The organism is Holdemanella porci (assembly GCF_009696075.1).
Classification (GTDB): domain Bacteria; phylum Bacillota_I; class Bacilli_A; order Erysipelotrichales; family Erysipelotrichaceae; genus Holdemanella; species Holdemanella porci.
Genome location: NZ_VUMR01000008.1, coordinates 1 through 18550 on the forward strand (window position 1 = coordinate 1; position 18550 = coordinate 18550).

The 18550-nt window shown below is 34.0% G+C and carries 21 protein-coding genes; 5 read left to right on the forward strand and 16 right to left on the reverse strand.

Annotated elements, in window-relative coordinates; all coding sequences use genetic code 11:
* Positions 1 to 196 precede the first annotated feature (196 nt).
* From FYJ55_RS02605 to FYJ55_RS02625, 5 genes are all read right to left on the reverse strand, one after another.
* Positions 197 to 1189, reverse strand: a complete 993-nt coding sequence (locus FYJ55_RS02605; RefSeq protein ID WP_154555515.1) for a dipeptidase — start codon at positions 1187 to 1189, stop codon at positions 197 to 199.
* A 3-nt stretch (positions 1190 to 1192) separates the two neighbouring features.
* Entirely contained in the window at positions 1193 to 1999 is an 807-nt protein-coding gene (locus tag FYJ55_RS02610; RefSeq protein WP_154555516.1) for a Cof-type HAD-IIB family hydrolase, read from the reverse strand.
* Between the two features lie 95 nt (positions 2000 to 2094).
* Positions 2095 to 3423, reverse strand: coding sequence for a phosphopyruvate hydratase (gene eno, locus FYJ55_RS02615; RefSeq protein WP_117573123.1), 1329 nt, complete (start codon positions 3421 to 3423; stop codon positions 2095 to 2097).
* Between the two features lie 62 nt (positions 3424 to 3485).
* Positions 3486 to 5651 carry a peptidase U32 family protein gene (locus tag FYJ55_RS02620; protein ID WP_154555517.1) on the reverse strand — a complete coding sequence of 722 codons (2166 nt, stop codon included), beginning with the start codon at positions 5649 to 5651 and terminating at the stop codon, positions 3486 to 3488.
* A 45-nt stretch (positions 5652 to 5696) separates the two neighbouring features.
* Positions 5697 to 6068: a metal-dependent transcriptional regulator gene (locus FYJ55_RS02625; protein WP_154555518.1), complete on the reverse strand. Its 372-nt coding sequence runs from the start codon at positions 6066 to 6068 to the stop codon at positions 5697 to 5699.
* An 82-nt stretch (positions 6069 to 6150) separates the two neighbouring features.
* On the opposite strand from FYJ55_RS02625, the gene FYJ55_RS02630 reads away from it, so the two are divergent.
* Positions 6151 to 6681 (forward strand): TetR/AcrR family transcriptional regulator, encoded by a 531-nt coding sequence (locus FYJ55_RS02630; RefSeq protein ID WP_154555519.1) that lies wholly within the window; start codon positions 6151 to 6153, stop codon positions 6679 to 6681.
* Here the strand turns inward: FYJ55_RS02630 and FYJ55_RS02635 are convergent.
* Both FYJ55_RS02635 and FYJ55_RS02640 read right to left on the reverse strand, forming a co-directional pair.
* Positions 6671 to 7285 carry a pentapeptide repeat-containing protein gene (locus tag FYJ55_RS02635; protein ID WP_154555520.1) on the reverse strand — a complete coding sequence of 205 codons (615 nt, stop codon included), beginning with the start codon at positions 7283 to 7285 and terminating at the stop codon, positions 6671 to 6673. The genes FYJ55_RS02630 and FYJ55_RS02635 overlap by 11 nt on opposite strands.
* Entirely contained in the window at positions 7282 to 7884 is a 603-nt protein-coding gene (locus FYJ55_RS02640) for a hypothetical protein (RefSeq protein WP_154555521.1), read from the reverse strand. Before FYJ55_RS02640 ends, FYJ55_RS02635 begins: the two co-directional genes overlap by 4 nt.
* A gap of 79 nt (positions 7885 to 7963) precedes the next feature.
* Between FYJ55_RS02640 and FYJ55_RS02645 the strand changes: the two genes are divergently transcribed.
* Genes FYJ55_RS02645 through FYJ55_RS02660 form a run of 4 tightly spaced genes read left to right on the forward strand, consistent with a single transcriptional unit; the run spans position 7964 to position 10082 of the window.
* Positions 7964 to 8578 carry a M15 family metallopeptidase gene (locus FYJ55_RS02645; RefSeq protein ID WP_154555522.1) on the forward strand — a complete coding sequence of 205 codons (615 nt, stop codon included), beginning with the start codon at positions 7964 to 7966 and terminating at the stop codon, positions 8576 to 8578.
* Positions 8568 to 8939, forward strand: coding sequence for a hypothetical protein (locus FYJ55_RS02650; protein WP_154555523.1), 372 nt, complete (start codon positions 8568 to 8570; stop codon positions 8937 to 8939). The genes FYJ55_RS02645 and FYJ55_RS02650 overlap by 11 nt, the downstream gene beginning before the upstream one ends.
* The gene (locus FYJ55_RS02655) at positions 8939 to 9766 is read left to right on the forward strand and encodes a hypothetical protein (protein WP_154555524.1); all 828 of its coding nucleotides are present in this window, start codon (positions 8939 to 8941) and stop codon (positions 9764 to 9766) included. The genes FYJ55_RS02650 and FYJ55_RS02655 overlap by 1 nt, the downstream gene beginning before the upstream one ends.
* Positions 9767 to 9776: 10 nt before the next feature.
* The gene (locus FYJ55_RS02660) at positions 9777 to 10082 is read left to right on the forward strand and encodes a multidrug transporter (protein ID WP_154555525.1); all 306 of its coding nucleotides are present in this window, start codon (positions 9777 to 9779) and stop codon (positions 10080 to 10082) included.
* 25 nt (positions 10083 to 10107) lie between these two features.
* Here FYJ55_RS02660 and FYJ55_RS10965 read toward each other — a convergent pair whose 3' ends face one another.
* The 9 genes from FYJ55_RS10965 to FYJ55_RS02705 form a co-directional block, all read right to left on the reverse strand.
* Positions 10108 to 11028 (reverse strand): MetQ/NlpA family ABC transporter substrate-binding protein, encoded by a 921-nt coding sequence (locus tag FYJ55_RS10965; RefSeq protein WP_229771050.1) that lies wholly within the window; start codon positions 11026 to 11028, stop codon positions 10108 to 10110.
* An 18-nt stretch (positions 11029 to 11046) separates the two neighbouring features.
* Positions 11047 to 11745: a methionine ABC transporter permease gene (locus FYJ55_RS02670; protein WP_154555526.1), complete on the reverse strand. Its 699-nt coding sequence runs from the start codon at positions 11743 to 11745 to the stop codon at positions 11047 to 11049.
* Positions 11738 to 12784 carry a methionine ABC transporter ATP-binding protein gene (locus FYJ55_RS02675; RefSeq protein ID WP_154555527.1) on the reverse strand — a complete coding sequence of 349 codons (1047 nt, stop codon included), beginning with the start codon at positions 12782 to 12784 and terminating at the stop codon, positions 11738 to 11740. Before FYJ55_RS02675 ends, FYJ55_RS02670 begins: the two co-directional genes overlap by 8 nt.
* 225 nt (positions 12785 to 13009) lie before the next feature.
* Positions 13010 to 13930 (reverse strand): LysR family transcriptional regulator, encoded by a 921-nt coding sequence (locus tag FYJ55_RS02680; RefSeq protein ID WP_154555528.1) that lies wholly within the window; start codon positions 13928 to 13930, stop codon positions 13010 to 13012.
* 99 nt (positions 13931 to 14029) lie between these two features.
* Positions 14030 to 15235, reverse strand: coding sequence for a M20 family metallopeptidase (locus FYJ55_RS02685; protein WP_154555529.1), 1206 nt, complete (start codon positions 15233 to 15235; stop codon positions 14030 to 14032).
* 127 nt (positions 15236 to 15362) lie between these two features.
* Entirely contained in the window at positions 15363 to 16145 is a 783-nt protein-coding gene (locus FYJ55_RS02690) for a transporter substrate-binding domain-containing protein (RefSeq protein WP_154555530.1), read from the reverse strand.
* Position 16146: 1 nt separating this feature from the next.
* Positions 16147 to 16887 carry an amino acid ABC transporter ATP-binding protein gene (locus FYJ55_RS02695; protein ID WP_154555531.1) on the reverse strand — a complete coding sequence of 247 codons (741 nt, stop codon included), beginning with the start codon at positions 16885 to 16887 and terminating at the stop codon, positions 16147 to 16149.
* A 3-nt stretch (positions 16888 to 16890) separates the two neighbouring features.
* Positions 16891 to 17547 carry an amino acid ABC transporter permease gene (locus FYJ55_RS02700; RefSeq protein WP_154555532.1) on the reverse strand — a complete coding sequence of 219 codons (657 nt, stop codon included), beginning with the start codon at positions 17545 to 17547 and terminating at the stop codon, positions 16891 to 16893.
* Positions 17548 to 17605: 58 nt separating this feature from the next.
* Positions 17606 to 18541, reverse strand: coding sequence for an AEC family transporter (locus FYJ55_RS02705; RefSeq protein ID WP_270498755.1), 936 nt, complete (start codon positions 18539 to 18541; stop codon positions 17606 to 17608).
* Positions 18542 to 18550: the final 9 nt, after the last annotated feature.

Consider the following 18550-nt stretch of genomic DNA (forward strand, 5'->3'; position numbering starts at 1 on the left):
TGCTTTATTAGCCATTATAATCACCATTCTTTCTTATTTTGATAGCTTGAACACCTTCATTATAGAAAGAATGGTGATTATTTTGTATAACATTTTTTGACACCACCCGCATAGCAGGTGGTTTTGTCGTTTCGTACTTCGTACTCAACTGGCTAAAGCCAAAAGCGTAAAACAAAAAATGGATCAGCCGATCCATTTACAACACTTCTTTATAAACTCTTAATACATTCTTATAGAAGATTTTTTCTACTTCTTCTTGTGTTAGCCCTGCCTTATATAAAGCTTCTTCTAATAAATTCATCATAGAAGCATTTTCAATTTCTAAAGGACATGAAATACCATCAAAATCTGTACCTAATCCAATCACATCAATTCCAGCAAGATCTTTGATATATAGAATATGTTTCACCATATCTTCTACACAACTCTTATGATCATCACGATCAGCCAAGAAACTGCCACAGAAATTAAGTCCCATGACACCACCACGTTTTGCCAATTGAAGAATCATATCATCACTCATATTACGGGCTACATTACATACGCTTCTTGCGTTTGAGTGTGAAGCCACAAATGGTTTTGTCGTATATTTCAATACATCATAGAAACCAGCATCATTTAAGTGAGAAACATCAATGATCATGCCTAGTCTTTCCATTTCTTTTACATATGAAATTCCAAACTCTGTCAATCCTCTTTCTGTATCTACACTACGCTTATAGTTAGGTCGATTTCCATTCATATCTTTCATAGAAAGGTTTGGATAACCAATTCCATTCTCATAATTCCATGTTAAGGCAATCATTCTTACACCCATGCGATAGTAGTTTCTTAACATCGCTAAATCATTGAAGCAAACACCACCATTTTCAAGTGTCAACAAACTCGATAATTTTCCTTCTTTATCATTTTTTTCAATATCACAAAACGTATATACAGGTGCAATACAATCTGCATACTTATCCATTTGTGTACAATATTCATCATACAAGCGCATTGTCTGTTGCTCAGGAATCGCTAGTTCTTTTTGATCTGTAAACAACGCAAAATTCTGCAATAAATAATTCCCCTTTTTCATTTTTTCTAAATCAATCGACAAATCATTCGAATACAAACTTGCCTCTTTACCCTTTAAATCACGACTCAATAATTCTAGAATCGTATCACAATGCATATCGACTACTCTCATATTCTACAACTCCTTTAACCATTCTATACAGCCATCTTCATAGCATGAAGGAACAATTTTATTTGCGACTTTTTTACATGCTTCACAACCATTTTCAAGAGTAACACCAAGACCAGATGCTTCTAATACAGGCGCATCACTTGAACCATCTCCGATGGAACTGACATCTTTCCAAGAGATTTCAAGATTCTTCAACAAGCGGTTCACACTATTTAACTTTCCACAATCCTTATGAATAATGTCAATCATCGTATCTGTACTATGCACAACTTTTACATTACAATTTAATTCAATAATCGATTTCATTTCATCATAAATTGAATCCATTCGTGATTTTGAATCCGATACAGACACTTTCCACACAGAACCCTTTAAATATTTTTCCATGTGATTCGTTAAAATGTAATCCACATCACAATTATGCATATCCAGTTCAAATCCATGTGTCATTTTATTTGCCACAAAATAATCGGGTTGACTATATCCAACGCCTAAATTATGCTTTTGAGCATATTGCCAAATAAATGAAACATCGTTATTTGAGATTACATACTCAAACATCGTCTTTTTCATTTTCACATCAAAACAATGGGCTCCATTACAACTAATGACATATCCACCAAAATCTTGCATCAAAATCTGTTTAGACAATGGATATACGCCTTGAAAGCATCGAGCTGAATTTAATACGACTAAGACATCTTTTTTTTCAACTTCAATCAATGCTTCTTTAACAGCTTCATTTACATAGATTCCACTACTTGGATTCATTAAAGATCCATCTAAATCACATACAATTGTCCTAACCATATAGCACTTCCTTTTACTTGCTTAATAGTAATACGAAACGTCACAAAAAAAAAGACCCCGAAGGGTCTTAATTAGCTAAAGTTCTTAGTGAAATACTACTTTTTGAATTCAACAGCTGGTAAGTTGTAGAAAGTCTTGTCTCCAAGGTATTCAGCAACGTTAACAGTTCCACGTTGGTTCAATTCGTCTTCAATACGCATTAAACGGTTGTATTTAGCAATACGGTCTGTACGGCTTAATGAACCAGTCTTGATTTGTCCTGCGTTCAATCCAACAGCGATGTCAGCGATTGTAGTGTCTTCAGTTTCTCCTGAACGGTGAGATACGATGCAAGTGTATCCATGTTTCTTAGCCATTTCGATAGCGTCGAATGTTTCAGTTAAAGTACCGATTTGGTTAACTTTGATTAAGATCGCATTAGCGATTCCTTTTTCGATTCCTTCGTAAAGGATTGAAGGGTTAGTTACGAATAAGTCGTCACCAACTAATTGTACTTTGTCTCCTAGACGGTCAGTTAATTTTTTCCATCCGTCCCAGTCGCTTTCTCCTAATCCATCTTCGATAGAGATGATTGGGTATTTAGCGATCCATTCTTCGTACATGTCAATCATTTCATCACTAGTCTTAGTTCCTTGACCAGATTTTTTCAATTCATATAATCCAGTTTCAGTGTTGTGGAATTCACTAGCAGCAACGTCCATTGCGATCTTCATGTCTTTTCCTGGAACATATCCAGCAGCTTCCATAGCTTCAACTAATAATTCAAGAGGTTCTTCGTTTCCATCTTTACAGCTTGGAGCGAATCCACCTTCATCACCAACGTTAGTGTTGTATCCTTTTTTCTTTAATACAGATTTTAAGGCGTGGAAAGTTTCAGCAGCCATACGAACAGCTTCTTTTTCACTCTTAGCACCAACTGGCATAATCATGAATTCTTGGAAATCTACTGTAGAGTCAGCGTGTGATCCACCGTTGATAACGTTGCACATAGGAACTGGCAATGTTTTTCCGTTGAATCCACCGAAGTATTTGTATAAAGGTTCTCCGTAGAAATCAGCAGCGGCTAAAGCACAAGCCATAGAAACACCTAAAGTAGCGTTAGCACCTAAATTTTTCTTGAATGGGTCTCCATCCAATTCTAACATTGTTTTGTCAATTAATACTTGGTCACGGCAATCCATACCGATAATTTTTGGAGCAATTTTAGTGTTTACGTTTTCAACAGCTTTAGTTGTTCCTTTTCCCAAGTAACGAGCTTTATCTCCATCACGTAATTCTAAAGCTTCACGAACACCTGTACTTGCACCACTTGGTACCATAGCACGTCCGTAAGCACCAGATTCTGTAGTTACTTCAACTTCAACAGTTGGATTTCCACGTGAATCTAGAACTTCACGAGCATATACATCAACAATAATAGGCATAATTAAAATATCCTCCTCTAAGCCTTAAGCTAATAAAATAATAGCACGCAAGCCATCTAAAATCAACGATTATAGGCTCTGAAAGCGGTTTTAACTTCCTCTTGGTTCTCATCAGTAAACACAAATCTAAAATGTTTTATACCATACGATTCATAATCTTTTCGATTTTCAATTTCATCCATAATATTCACATCATACAATCGCATGTGACAATCTTTATCTCCAAGCAAAAAGACACGCTTTCCATCTAAGCCTTCAAGCTCATAACGATGATGATGGCACAAACCACAATTCATTCTCTTACCATCTTTTAAAGCCGTATTTACAGGACAATGTTTCATCGTCATCAAGCGTCGTTTCTGATATAAAGTCTTATAGACTGGAGCATCAAAATGATAACGACTTGAAAAAGCCTTCATAATTTTTTCAACCTGATACTTGTCACACTCATCACTGATTACACAGCTTTCATATCCCATTTCTAAGATAGCAGCCACACTATACGAATTGGAAACATTTAATGAATCTACAATTTTTCCTTTACCTAGATGCGCATTCACAAATCCATCAACACTCTTTATATTTGATTTTTCTAAGATTTGATTACTGTTAAACATTTCACTCACATAACAAGAAGAATCATCAACCTTTTGATTCATTGAATTAATTTCAAACAAATCAAATGAGGTTTTACTCTCTTGTGGAATATAACTATATTCTTTTTCAACAAGCGGCTCCTGTTTTAAACAAGCCTCTTTCATTTTCTCAAGAGCATCCCTACGAAGTTGGTTCATAACTGAAATCGGAAAATAAATATCTTTACCCAAATGATATTCAATATGATCAAAACTTGCCCAACTATCTTTTGTCTTAGAAAACTGTTTGTTTAACGTTTCTTCATCCGTTGCACGCTTTAAAGCCTGTACACTATCAATTTCAGTAGAAACACAAACGCTTGTCGAATCCTTATACACTTCCATTACCATCGGCTTTCCAACTGCACTACAAGTTACTATCGCATTAACCTTGCTTTGACGATTGGATGTACGAATTTCTTTCTCAATTGTTTTATTCAATTCAGAATCCATTGTTTTACGAACAATACTACCTACATGAACCCCTACTGGTCCTTCGATTAGAACTGTATTATTTTTAGGCATGAAAGAAATCAACTTTTGTTTCTTATCATACATAAAATTCACATGACAACCTAAGTTCTCTTTTTCAAAACGAATTCCATCATTTTGATGCAAATCTTGACTTAATTGAATACAAATCTTATTTTTATTTACCTTTACAACCTTGCCAATTTCAATTCCTTGATGATTACAAGTTTTACTATTCATTAATTCTTTGCCACTAGCCCTATACATATGGCCTACAGTATATTCTCGATTGAATGTAACACGTAAGTTTTGTTTGTCCTCAACATTTCGTTCCATATTCTCTAATACCTTTTTGACTTGTGAAACACTCTCATAAACATATGGAGCACTCTTCATTCGCCCTTCAATTTTTAACGAACAAACCCCCATATCCGCTAATGTATTCACTTCATCAATCAAAGATAGATCTTTTGGACTTAATACATATTCTCCATGCGTATCCACTTTATTTCCATCTTCATAAAGGGTGTATTTCATTCGACATGGCTGTGCACACATTCCACGATTTCCACTTCGTCCATAATGTACACTTGAAAAATAACATTGTCCTGAATAACAAATACATAAAGCTCCATGCACAAAAACTTCCACTTCAATTCCTGTATCTACACATGCTTGAATTTCTTCTTTTGTACATTCTCTAGCTAAAACAACACGTTGAACACCTAATTTTTTTAGTTGTTCAATTTGATAAGGGTTAGAAACTGAAAGCTGAGTAGAAGCATGCAGCACCAAATTGGGTAGTCTATGATGCAAAAGATGAATAAATCCTAAATCTTGAATGATCAAAGCATCTACACCAAAAGAATGAACCATCTTTGCCATATTGTAGGCATCTTCCATTTCATCCTCATATAATATTGTATTCATCGTAATATATATTTTTACGCCACACAAATGACATCTTTCAATAACTTCTTTTGTAGTTTCTAAGTCAAAATTATTTGCGAATGCCCTAGCCCCAAAACTAGGCAAGCCAAAATAAACAGCATCACATCCGGCTGCTAATGCTGCATTTAATGCTTCCATACTTCCTACGGGTGCTAATATTTCTGGTCTCATTTTCCTTGCTCCTTTCAAAATAAAAGCTACAGATACAATCTATAGCTAGTCTTTATTATTTTGATAATACTTTTTAATTGCCTCAAAAGATTCTTGCGAAATCACATGTTCAATACGACAAGCATCTTCTGTCGCAATATTTTTAGGTACCCCAATATTTTGTAGCATTTCTGAAAAGAAAGTATGACGCTCATATGTTTCTTCTGCGATTTTCTTTCCTTCTTCACTCAAAGTTAAAAATTTACTAACATCTAAAGCAATTAATCCTTGCTCAGACAATAATTTTACGGCATGTGAGACGCTAGGCTTAGAAAAACCCAAATAACTTGCGACATCAACGCTACGAACATGATCTAAACATTTTGATAAAACTAATATGGCTTCTAAATAATCTTCCATCGATTCGCCTAACTGCATATTCATTACTCCTCTAACTCTTTTTTTTTAATTTTAAGCTAGTCCTCTTTTAAAGTCAATTGTCATGACATATAATAGTAGTATGAACGATACAAAACTAACGATCGCAAATGCGCTATTAATTCTATTAAAGACACAATCATTAAACAAGATTACAGTCACGCAGATCACAAAAGAAGCAAATCTAACAAGACAAACATTTTATCGTAATTTTGAAGATAAAGAAGATCTAGTGAATTGGTATTTTGAAAAGCTATGCCTAGACTCTTTTAAAGAAATGGCTGATCAAACCACTTTAAAAGAAGCTTTGATTAAAAAATTCACTTTTATCCAAAGCCAAAACACATTCTTTAAAGAAGCCTTTAAAGAAGATGACTACAATTCTTTGACAAACTATGACTATCGCTGTATCTATGATTTCTACAAAAAGAAAATCGAAACAAAAACAACAATTGATCCACAACTAGACTTTCTACTTCAAATGTATTGTCATGGATCTATTGAAATGACTAAGTTATGGGTTGAAAAAAATATGTATCTAGATATAGAAACGCTAGTCAATATGTTGATTGAATCCATGCCCGAAAGATTGAAACAATATGTCAATCTTTAACTACAATACCTAAAAGTCTCACAAATTCAAGTGCCTGGGATGAATTCACGACAACACCTGTTAATTTATCACTCGACACAGCAATGTTTTCAATTTCACAGCTTGAGAAATCAAGCTCTTTTAATTTTGTGTTAAACCATTTGGTTGAATTTAATATACATTTATCAAATGAAGTATTTTTAAAATTACATTGAACAAATTCTGAACCCGTTAAATCATTGATGTCAAATGCACAATCTTTAAATGTACTGCCACCAAAGTCACAATAATGTCCTTTGCATAATTGAAATAATGTGTCTTGAACTAAGCTTTGTGAAAGTTCCATCCCACTGATTCGACAAGAAATGAAATGAACACGGCTTAAACTACATTGATTCAAGTGTACATTTACAAATTCACAGTGATCAAAAATAATATCCATACATTCAATAAAGCTAAAGCTACAATCATTCATTTGACACTTGCTAAATTTACACCCATCCATCGTGATATTATCTAAGTTTTCTTCAATACAAACATTCTCAAAAACATAATCACTCACATACGATTCATATGTCCATTCATCTATTGGTTCTAAACAATTATTTATTTTTAGTTTTTTCATATATTTTTGATTTTTAATAATACTTCCTGATTAAACAAGATATCTTTTAATAATTGTAAATCTTCATAACTCACAAAATCATACTCTGCACGATTTAAAATAATATAGATTTGTTGAAGAGCATTTTTAAGTTCCATCCATCCTTCTGGCGTACCAAACGCTTCATCAAACAACTTATGAATGTTGTCCTCATTCATTAAAGGATATAAATAGGAATAGATGGTTGTCGTTGAAGGATTATTAAATCCATCAAAGAAATTCTTAAAGATAGGGTAGATATATTTTCGTAACATGTTCAAAGTGGCTTTCGCATAAAATAAGGCACTCGCACTAAAATCTGCATCCTTTACATCTTCATAATAGACTTCCAAATCACTTCCTGCTTCGATTTGATCTAAGACACTTCCCGGAAAATCTGCATAATCTTCTTCATTTATATTTAAAGCTTCATAAAAGTCCGTTTCTTCTTCAGGCTCTTCGTTTTGTTTCATATTATTCATCATATTTTGAGCCATGTCATTTAACTTATTCTTTTCTTCATCGCTCATATTGTCCATCATTCTTGAAATGGCAGAAAAATCAATATCACTAAATTTCATGTTTATTACCTCATTTCTAACATGTATTATACACAAAACATAAGTGGATTAACATAAACAAATATATTAGAATATATACATGAAATTATTAAATATACAAAAAGAAATCCCCGATATTCTTTTGGATATTCGCTATTGCACAACTTACAATTTCATCGGTGAAATCATTGATGGCTATATAGATCCGGTAGCGTTAGGAACAAAAGAATTGGTGGAGCAATTAAAAGTAATCAATTCAAAGGCAAGACAAATGGGATATCGATTAAAGATATGGGATGCCTATCGACCTCAAAGTGCCCTTGATCATTTCATGACTTGGAAAGATACTGAGGATGATAAAATGAAATCCATTTTCTATCCAAAATATCCCAAAAAATATCTTTTTGAGAATGACTTTATCATTGAAAAATCAGCGCACACCAGAGGTAGCACTGTCGATTTAACTTTAGTTGATGAAAAAACAGGAAAAGAATTAGATATGGGATCTTACTTTGATTACTTTGGCGATATTTCTAGTCCATTATACACAAAAGGATTAACGAATCATCAAATAAACAATCGCAAGACACTTAGAAATTTAATGTTAGACAATGGATTTATCCCTTTAGAATCCGAGTGGTGGCACTATACTTTAAAGGATGAACCCTATCCAGATACTTATTTTAATGTGGAGGTAAAATCTGATGGAAACTAAATTATGGTCCGCTTTAATTGGACTTTCAAAAACTGTGGATTCAAATCCAAAAACAGAACATACAGACTCAATCATCATGGATTGTCTTCAACATTTAAAAAATCATACGGTAACACAAGATCTAATTGATTTAGTACACAAAGAAAAAGACAAAATATCACCAGGATGTAAAACGTGTCTGCATCCTTGTGGCAATACAAGTGATTATGACATGTCTTTGATTAATGACAAGAAAAAGGAATTGATGAATCAAATCCTTCATTTAAATGATATTAACTTCATCTATCGTGGCCTATGTTATTTAGGCTTTGACATTGATGATTCTTATATTGATGAATTGATAGAAGAGGGCAAGAAATAATGAAAAAAAGAAAAATTCGCTATGACCGTATTTTATTGCCTATCTTAATACTGTGTGTAATTATCTTTGGAATATCTTCATGTCATAAAACAGAAGAAACAAAAGTTCAATCAAAACCCATTCATACTACAACTGATTTTTTAAAGAACGCGTTAAAACCCGTTGGTCAAACACTCTATATTTATGGTGGAGGCTGGAACGAAGCGCAAACAGGTTCCGGAACTGAAGCGTTAACTTTGGGCTTATCTAAGGAATGGAAATCCTTCTATGATACACAAGATAGTTCATACAATTATGAAAACTATATGTATGAAATCCATAAAGGACTCGATTGTTCAGGCTATGTCGGTTGGACTATCTACAATACTCTCGAAACCAAATCCAATCATGGCGATGGCTATGTATTAAAGGCTGAAGAAATGACAAAAACATTTGCGAATATGAAGTTAGGAAGCTACAAAGATTCAATTCAAAACGCAAAACCAGGTGATATTGTCTCTATGGCGAATGCTCATGTTTATATTGTATTTGCCGTATGTGAAGATGGCAGTTTATTGATTGCTCACTCTAGTCCTCCTGGAGTTAAAATTTCAGGTACATATGACCAAAATGGAAATTCAAATTCACAAGCTGTCGGATATGCACAAAAAATCATGGAAACGTATTATCCAGACTGGTACAGTCGTTATCCAAATTGCACTGTCGATTCTAGTTTTACTGAACCAAGTAATGTATCTTTATTTCACTGGAATTCAAAAACATTAAAAGATGTCGATAAATTGAATTCTATGACGGTTCATCAAATCATTCAAACTTTATTTCAATAGGGAGGTCAACATGGAAAAAGATTGGAAATTATTTAAAAAGAAATTGGGTGGCTGGCAAGAAGCCTATATGGATAGATTGATTGAAGAATATAAGGACATACTAAATTCAGATGCATCATCTTTTGATAAATACTATACTCTTCGTAAGAAAATTTATGAGGATTATAAAAGTCCTGGTGTTTTGGCAAGAGATGTATCTCGTTCAAATATGTTTATCATTTTGTTAGGATTATTGCGCGATGAAGCAATCACCATGGATGATCTAGATGAGTTTAGTGATGAGCTAAAGGAAGATATTAAACAATGTATAAAGTAAAAAGCCGAAAAATCGGCTTTTCTTATTAGTCTTCTTTTTTACCAGCTAACTCTTTTAATGCTTTTAAAGAATTCACTTTCTTTGAATATAAAGTCAATGGGGCAGAACTTGTATCACCAATCGCTGTTAAATCATATCCTTGTGCTTTACATTCATTTTCTAAATACGCTTTGTGTTGAAATGAGTTCAAATCAATTTCGCCATTATTTAAAGCTTCATTTGGTAAGTTATATGCATCAAATACAACTACATCTAAATAGATTCCAGAATTTTCATCATCTAATACTTTTTGTACCGCTCTAAATGTATCGGCAGAACCACAAGTACCAATCTTAATAACTTTCTTTCCATCTGAACTTGATTGATATCCTTCAATATCGCTCACAAAATTTTTATTGACTGTATAATCTTTATCATATTCAAATGCAGGAACACTTGCTCCTTTATTCTTTTCTAGAATGTATTCAGCTACCAACTGACTTTGGTATGCCTTTATTACTTTTTGATAATCCTCATTATCTTTATCGGCAGTACGCGCAACGATCACATTAATAAATGGATTATCACTTCCTACTTCTTGTACTTCCGTAATTAAACCATCCTTTTTAGGTTTTAATCCAGCTGGAATCGCATATGTTCCATTGATTGTGGCTGCTCCAAAATCATCCAAAGTCGAAACTAATGTATTGGCTTGTGTAGGAACAATTTCAATATTGTATTTATACTTCGTAACATCCTTCAATTCTGGAGTCCAACCAGCCTTGTCATCCACTTCAATCAAGCCAGCTTTTTCTAGAAGCAATAACCCTCTTCCACCATTTGTGGCATCACTTGGAATACCAATTTTTACAGGTTCACTTGATGACTTTGATGAACATCCTGTAAGTAATGTTGTAGCTACTAAGCCTGCTGTTAAAAATGTTTTAAATATTTTATTTGTCTTCATAATCCTTTTCTCCCTCTTTTATTTATGAAATAATTCTTTATTCGTTGTTGCTTTTGACAATGTATTCCCCAATAATTGAATCAACGAAACAATGATCAATAATAAGATCACACATAAATTCACAACATCTTGATAATGTAAGTTTTGTCCATAATTAATTGCGAACGAACCAATTCCACCAGCACCAACTGCACCTGCAGAAGTTGTTAATCCAATCAATGAAATAGCCGTAATGGTTGTTACACGAATCAAATCCGGTAACGCCTCATGCAGATAAACACGAAAGATAATTCCTAGTGTTGAGCTTCCCATGCTTCTAGCGGCCTCTATTTTTCCTGGATTTACATCCGCTAATGCCGTTTCGACTTGTCTTGTGTAGAATGGAACCGCTCCAAAGACTAATGGAACAACAGCCCCTTTGACTCCAATCGAAGTACCCGCAATACTTCGTGTTAACGGAATCAAGAAAATCAACAGGATGATAAATGGTACGGCTCTAAACACATTCGTGATAACTTCTAAAATAAAATGAATAATCCGATTTGGCTTAATCCCATCTGTCTTTGTTACAATCAATGAAATTCCAAAAGCACCTCCAATTAGTAATGTAATCAAGCCTGCGATGAAAAACATTTGATACGTTGCAGTCAATGCTGTTAAAAATATATCCCAATAATTGGCAACATTTGGAAAGAAATCCACTATAAATTTAGGCATGATGAATCACCTCCACTTTTACATTAGATTCATGTAGAAAATCTATGGCACGCTGTACATTTTCTTTAGCCCCTTCAATTGAAGCAATAATGCCACCCAAAGCATCCGCATTAATGACATCTACATTGGCCAACATGATATTTACATCCACATTATATTCACGAGATATTTTTGAAATGGTTGCACTACCAACACTATCTCTAGTGAATGTAAGTTTAACTAATTTACTATCTGTAGGAATAATTGTCTTATTCTCAATCAACTTCGTAATATTCGATAATGCAGAAGACGAGTTGATAAATTTTTTGGTAATCTCTTCTTTAGGATTGGCGAAGATATCATATACATCTCCTTCTTCAACAACCTTACCATTCTCCATAACTGCCACACGGTTTGCGATAGATTTAATCACACTCATTTCATGTGTGATCAAGATAATTGTTATTCCTAATCTTTTATTTAAATCCCTCAATAACTTTAGAATGGATTCTGTCGCATCTGGATCTAAGGCAGAAGTTGCTTCATCAGAAAGTAACACCTTAGGATTGTTTGATAAGGCTCTTGCGATGGCTACACGCTGTTTTTGTCCACCCGATAATTGTGATGGATACACATATTTTTTATCTGCCAAATCTACAAGATCTAATAATTCATCCACACGAGTCTCAATTTCTTTCTTTGATAACCCCGTATATTTTAATGGGTACGCCACATTATCAAATACAGTGCTTCGATCTAATAAATTAAAATGTTGAAAGATCATTCCTATGGATCGTCTTAACTCTCTTAATTTCTTTTGACTTATATCTAAACTTCCTTGATTTGCACTTACTTTTCCAAACCCTTCAATTTCAATACTTCCAGAATCTGGAATCTCTAAAAAGTTCAAGCATCGAACCAAAGTACTTTTACCAGCACCAGAATATCCAATCACCCCATAGATTTGCCCACTTTCAATATGTAGTGAAACATCATCTACGGCATGTACGTCTGCATTCTTTAAATGATAGGTTTTATCCAAATGTTCTATATTAATCATTTATAACACTCCAATCTAACAAAAAAAGCCGAGGACTTTTCCCCGGCAATCGCACACTTAAATAAGCGACAAACGAATTGAAAACCGGGTCACATTTTTTAACATATACATTTGCATCATTGACATCATCATTGTTTTCATTTTCGTTTCCTCCTTGCATGTTTGTATTCTACAAGAAGGTTATGTTATTGTCTAATTGTTAAATTTTTGAAGCAGTTATAAAAATTATTTATTACTAAAATAATCCTTCATCGTTTGAATATACGTACTACCAATCTCACTCAACACTGTATTTTTCCTTGTGATATACCCAATTTCCATCATAGAATTGGGATTCTCTACATTCGCTTCATAAGGCACAACTACATAGTCATCCCCATTCAAATCACGACTAATAATTCCAGAACATAAAGTATATCCATTCAGTCCTCTCATTAAATTCAGCATCGTAGCACGATCATTCACTTGAATCTTTCTTGGAAATTCATTTTCAACCAATATCTCCTCTGCCGTATACATCGAAGGATTATCCCCTTGATCAAAAGTCATATTTGGATATGGCAATAATTCTTCATACGTAATTGATTTTTTCTTGGCAAGAGGATGCCCCTTATACAAATACACAAAGGCATCGCAATTGGCTAATTTATGAAATTCTAAATTCCACTCATCAAATTGTTTCATCATAAAACGACGATTATAGTTGGATAAATATAAGATTCCTATCTCACTTAAAGAATTACCTACATCCTCAATAACATGCATCGTCTTTGTTTCGCTAATCGCAAAATCATATTTAGAAGTCCCATACTTCTTCACTGTATCCACAAATGCTTTGGTCGCAAATGAATAGTGCTGGCACGAAACACGAAACTTATTTCTTCGTAAACTTACATCTTCATAACGATTTTTTAATAATTCATATTGTTGGTACAACTGTCTTGCGTATGTTAAAAATTCTTGTCCTTGTTGCGTCACAGTGACTCCATGACTTGTACGATTAAAGATTTGAATATCCAGTTCTTTTTCAAGTGATTGAATGGCAGACGTTAAAGTAGGTTGAGACACAAAAAGCTTTTCAGCCGCCTTATTCATAGATTTCTCATCTGACACCGTTAATACATAAAGTAATTGTTGAAGCGTCATTTTCAGTCTCCTTTATTTATATAATTTTAATGAATATTTGTTGATTTTCAAGATTCCATAAAATAAAAGAGCTTGAAAAGCCCTTTAAATGTTACATAATTAATTCTCTTTTTGATGTTCTACATGCCAAGCATGATCCTCTTTAACTTTCGCAAGTTCTTCTGGATTTTCAAATAATTCGAGTGCCGTAAAAGCCAATGCTTTTGCCCCTTTGACAATCGCATCCATTGCCTTTTGACTACATGAAGCATTGACCATATCTTGACTATGTCCTGCAATCTGTACATCTGTAATACTAATATGTGGCTGAATCGTAGGTACAACCTGACTAATGTTACCCACATCACTACTTCCTGGCATTACCACGTCTTCTACATGTTTTACAGTATTGCCAAGTTCTGTAATATATTTTTCATAGATTGCATCTAAAGAAGGTGTTAACACCATATTTTCTACAAGATTTTGATACAACTTCATACTCGATGTACAACCCGTCTGTAAAGCGGAGCCCTTCACAATATTCTCTACTTTTTCATATAACTCATGCAACGTATCAATATCGGCAGCTCGAATATAATATTTGGCCTTTGTGTATTCTGGAATGACATTGGGAGCTGTTCCCCCATCAACAATTACACCATGAATACGAATGCGATCTGTTAGTTGTTGTCGTAAAACACCAATGGCTGCATATGTTAAGATCTGCGCATCCAACGCATTGATTCCATCTTGAGGACATCCTGCTGCATGCGCCGGTTTTCCCCAAAATTCAATATCTACAGGTGCACATGCATAATTACGCGTACTTAATCCATCTTCTGGACCTGAACCTGGATGCACGCATAGGGCAAAATCCACATCTTTTAAATATCCCTTCTTCACAAAAGAACCTTTGGCACTTCCATTTTGTCCACCCTCTTCTCCAGGCGTACCATATACACGTACTTCTCCGCCAATTTGATCCACGACACTTTTTAAAGCAGCACCCGCAAGAGAAGAAGTAGCACCAAACACATTATGTCCACATCCATGGCCTAAACCTGCAAGAGCATCATATTCTGCTAGAAAAACAACCGTAGGACCTGGTTTATTACTTTTGTAGGTTGCCGCAAAGCCTGTACGATGTCCTGCCGCTGGTAATTCAATCTCAAAGCCTTCTTTTTTTAATTGTTCACTCAAGGTTTGAGAAGCAAAATATTCAAAGTCACTAACTTCTGGCTTGGCATGAATAGCCAAAGAAATATCTTGATATACTTTTGCGTTTGTATCTATAAATTGAGAAATTTGATTCTTTAATTCTGACATAAAATAGTTCCTCCTAAAAGTTGAGTCTATTGTACAAAGAACAAGTGCTATATTCAAATTCTATTTATTTATATCTAGTTATAAATTATTTTTATATTTTAAACAAAAAGAAAAACGGCTTAGCCGCTTATTCTTTCGTTAGATCCTCACCAAAATACTTGATAGAAATCTTAGATAAAGTTCCATCTTCTTTTAGTTCTTTTAAAGCCTTATTTACAGCTTTCTTTAAAGAGGTATTATCATCCCCTTTTACCATTGGGATGGCATAGGGTGTAGATTCTTTAGATTGATCAACAATTTTAAATGAACTATCCTTTGTCGTCTGAAGATAATCATTGATAGAAGTAGCTGCATTGATTGTCGCATCCACACCACCACTCTTTACAAGATCCATACATTTCGTTAAATCATCTACGCCTTTTACAGTAGCCCCATAGTCTTCACCCAATTCCATATAAGTAGATCCAATCGAATTGGCAGTTGTCTTTCCTTTTAAATCATCAAACGAAGTAATTGTCGTATTATCATTACGAACAACTAAGACTGTGTGATCATACGCATAAGGTGTAGAAAAATCAAATTTCTTTTCTCTTTCCTTTGTGATATCGACACCATTAATAACTAAATCATACGTACCCGTTGATAATCCAGTTAATAATCCATCCCATTTGCCTTCCACAATATTGGCTTTTACGCCTAATTTTTTGGCAATATTCTTAGCGACTTCCACATCAACACCTATCAATTGATCATCCTTATCATGATAAGAAAATGGTTGCCAATCTCCTTCTAAACCAATTGTGATTTCGCCTTTATCTTGAATTGCATCTAAATGATCCTTACTAGATCCACATCCTGCTAAAGTAAATACCATAGTTGCACTTAATAAACCTGCTAACAATTTTCTCATCTTACATTTCCTCTTTCCTTAAAAAATCTTTTGTTCGTTCTTGTTTCGGATTTTCAAAGAAATTCTTTGAACTGCCCTCTTCAACAATTTTCCCTTTTTCCATTAAAATCACATGACTAGAAACATTCTTCGCGAAAGCCATCTCATGCGTGACCACAACCATAGTCATTCCTTCATTAGCCAGTGTTTTCATAACACTTAAAACTTCTTGAATCAACTCTGGATCAAGAGCTGAAGTCGGTTCATCAAAATAAATAATGTCTGGATTTGTTGCTAAAGCTCTTGCGATTGCGACACGCTGTTGTTGTCCACCCGATAATTGTGAAGGATAATGAGACGCACGATCTTTCATTCCTACTTTTTCAAGCATCTGCATACCAATCACATTGGCCTCTTCTTTAGAAATATTTCGCGCTACAGTAAGACCTAATGTTACATTTTGTAGGGCTGTTTTATTCGCAAATAAATTGTAATTTTGAAATACAACCCCTGTATGCTTTCTAAGATGGGCAACATCCTTCTTTGATGTATTTGATAAATCATAAGATTTTCCATTAAAAATCATAGTTCCTGCATCAGCTGTCTCTAAATAATTAATACAGCGAAGTAAAGTTGTCTTACCTGATCCTGAAGGACCTAATATCGCAATGACATCGCCTTTATTGACCGTAAGATCCATTCCATTCAAAACATTTAAATTTCCAAATGATTTATGAATATCTTTAATTTCTAATAAAGCCATACTCTATCTCCCCGCCTGATAATAATTCAGCTTCTTTTCACCCCAAGCTTGCAGCCAAGTTAAAACTGTACAGAAAATCAAATAAACTAAAGCCACTTCTATGTATAACTGCATAAACTGATAAGTTCTTCCGGCAATTCTTTCTGTCTGCATAAACATTTCTGTAACTGTGATATTGGCAGCTAAAGACGTATCTTTTACAAGTGAAATCAAGTTATTAAACAATGATGGAAATGCACTTCGAAAAGCTTGCGGTAAAATAATATGCGTCATAATCTGCATATAGCTCATTCCTACACATAGTCCAGCTTCCATTTGTCCTTGTGGTACACTTTCAATCGATCCGCGAATGGTTTCTGCACAATACGCGCCTGTATTTAATGAAAATACAATAATCGCTGCCGTAATAGCCGATATTCTCACACCAATCGATTGCATCCCAAAATACATAATAAATAATTGTACAAGCATAGGTGTTCCTCTAAATATCCAAATATAGAATTGAACAACATACTTCATAACCGGAACTTTCGCATATTGTATCAAGGCACAAAAAATGGCCAACACCATAGCTAGAACAAAAGAAATGATTGCCAAAGGTAATGTCATTACAATTCCCGAAATAAATATCTTTGGGAATGATTCTAAAAACAATTCCATTCTTTTCCTCCCTAAAATCTTTATACTATTCTACACCCTAAAGTGAACTTTAGGTCAACTAAATCAATCCAAACGATTTTAATATCGTTAACCAGAATGTAATACTAAAAGCACTAAGCAATGTTGTCAGCATCACAACACTTGATGTTAAAACACCTTTATGCCCCATACTTTTAGCCATCACAAAACCAGATACGGTTGTACTTGAACCACACATAATCAAAATGGCAACTAAGGCTTGATTTCTGAATCCTAATAAAGCTGCAATTGGTAAGAAGATCGTACAAAAACCAATTAACTTCATAAATGTACAAAATAAAGATGGTTTCAATTCTCCTTTCGCCTGATCAAAATCAAAAGTGGCTCCCATCGCCATTAAACCCAGTGGTGTTGCCGTACTTGCAATCATAGAAATTGTTTTATTGATAACTTGTGGCAGTTTAAACGGTAATATACTAACAAGTACACCTATCACAATGCCTAGAATTAGTGGATTCTTTATAATTCCAATGAATGTTTTCTTATAATCAACCTTCGATTGTTCAGCCTTAAAGAAAGATAGAATCACAACAGATACTACGTTATAAACAAATACAACACTCATCAACATCAATGGTGCAACACCTACATCTGGATAAATATTTGATGTTAATGCAAGTCCTAATAAGGCAGCACTACTTCTGTAACAAGCTTGAATAAATTCACCTTGAATCGCTTTATCTTTTAATCGCAATGAAAATAATATCGATAATAGAATACTAATTAGAGTAGATACAACACAAAATACGACAAACTTTGTATCCCAAAGATCTTTAAAATTAGATTTAGACACATCGACAAACAACAATAGTGGCAATGATACTTTAAAGACAAATGAATTCAACTTTAATGCCAATGTATCATCTAGAATATTCATTTTATTCAAGAAATAACCGACAACCATCAATAGAAAGACGGGAATCGTTGCATTTAGGCTAAATAATAAATTTTCCACAAAAATCCC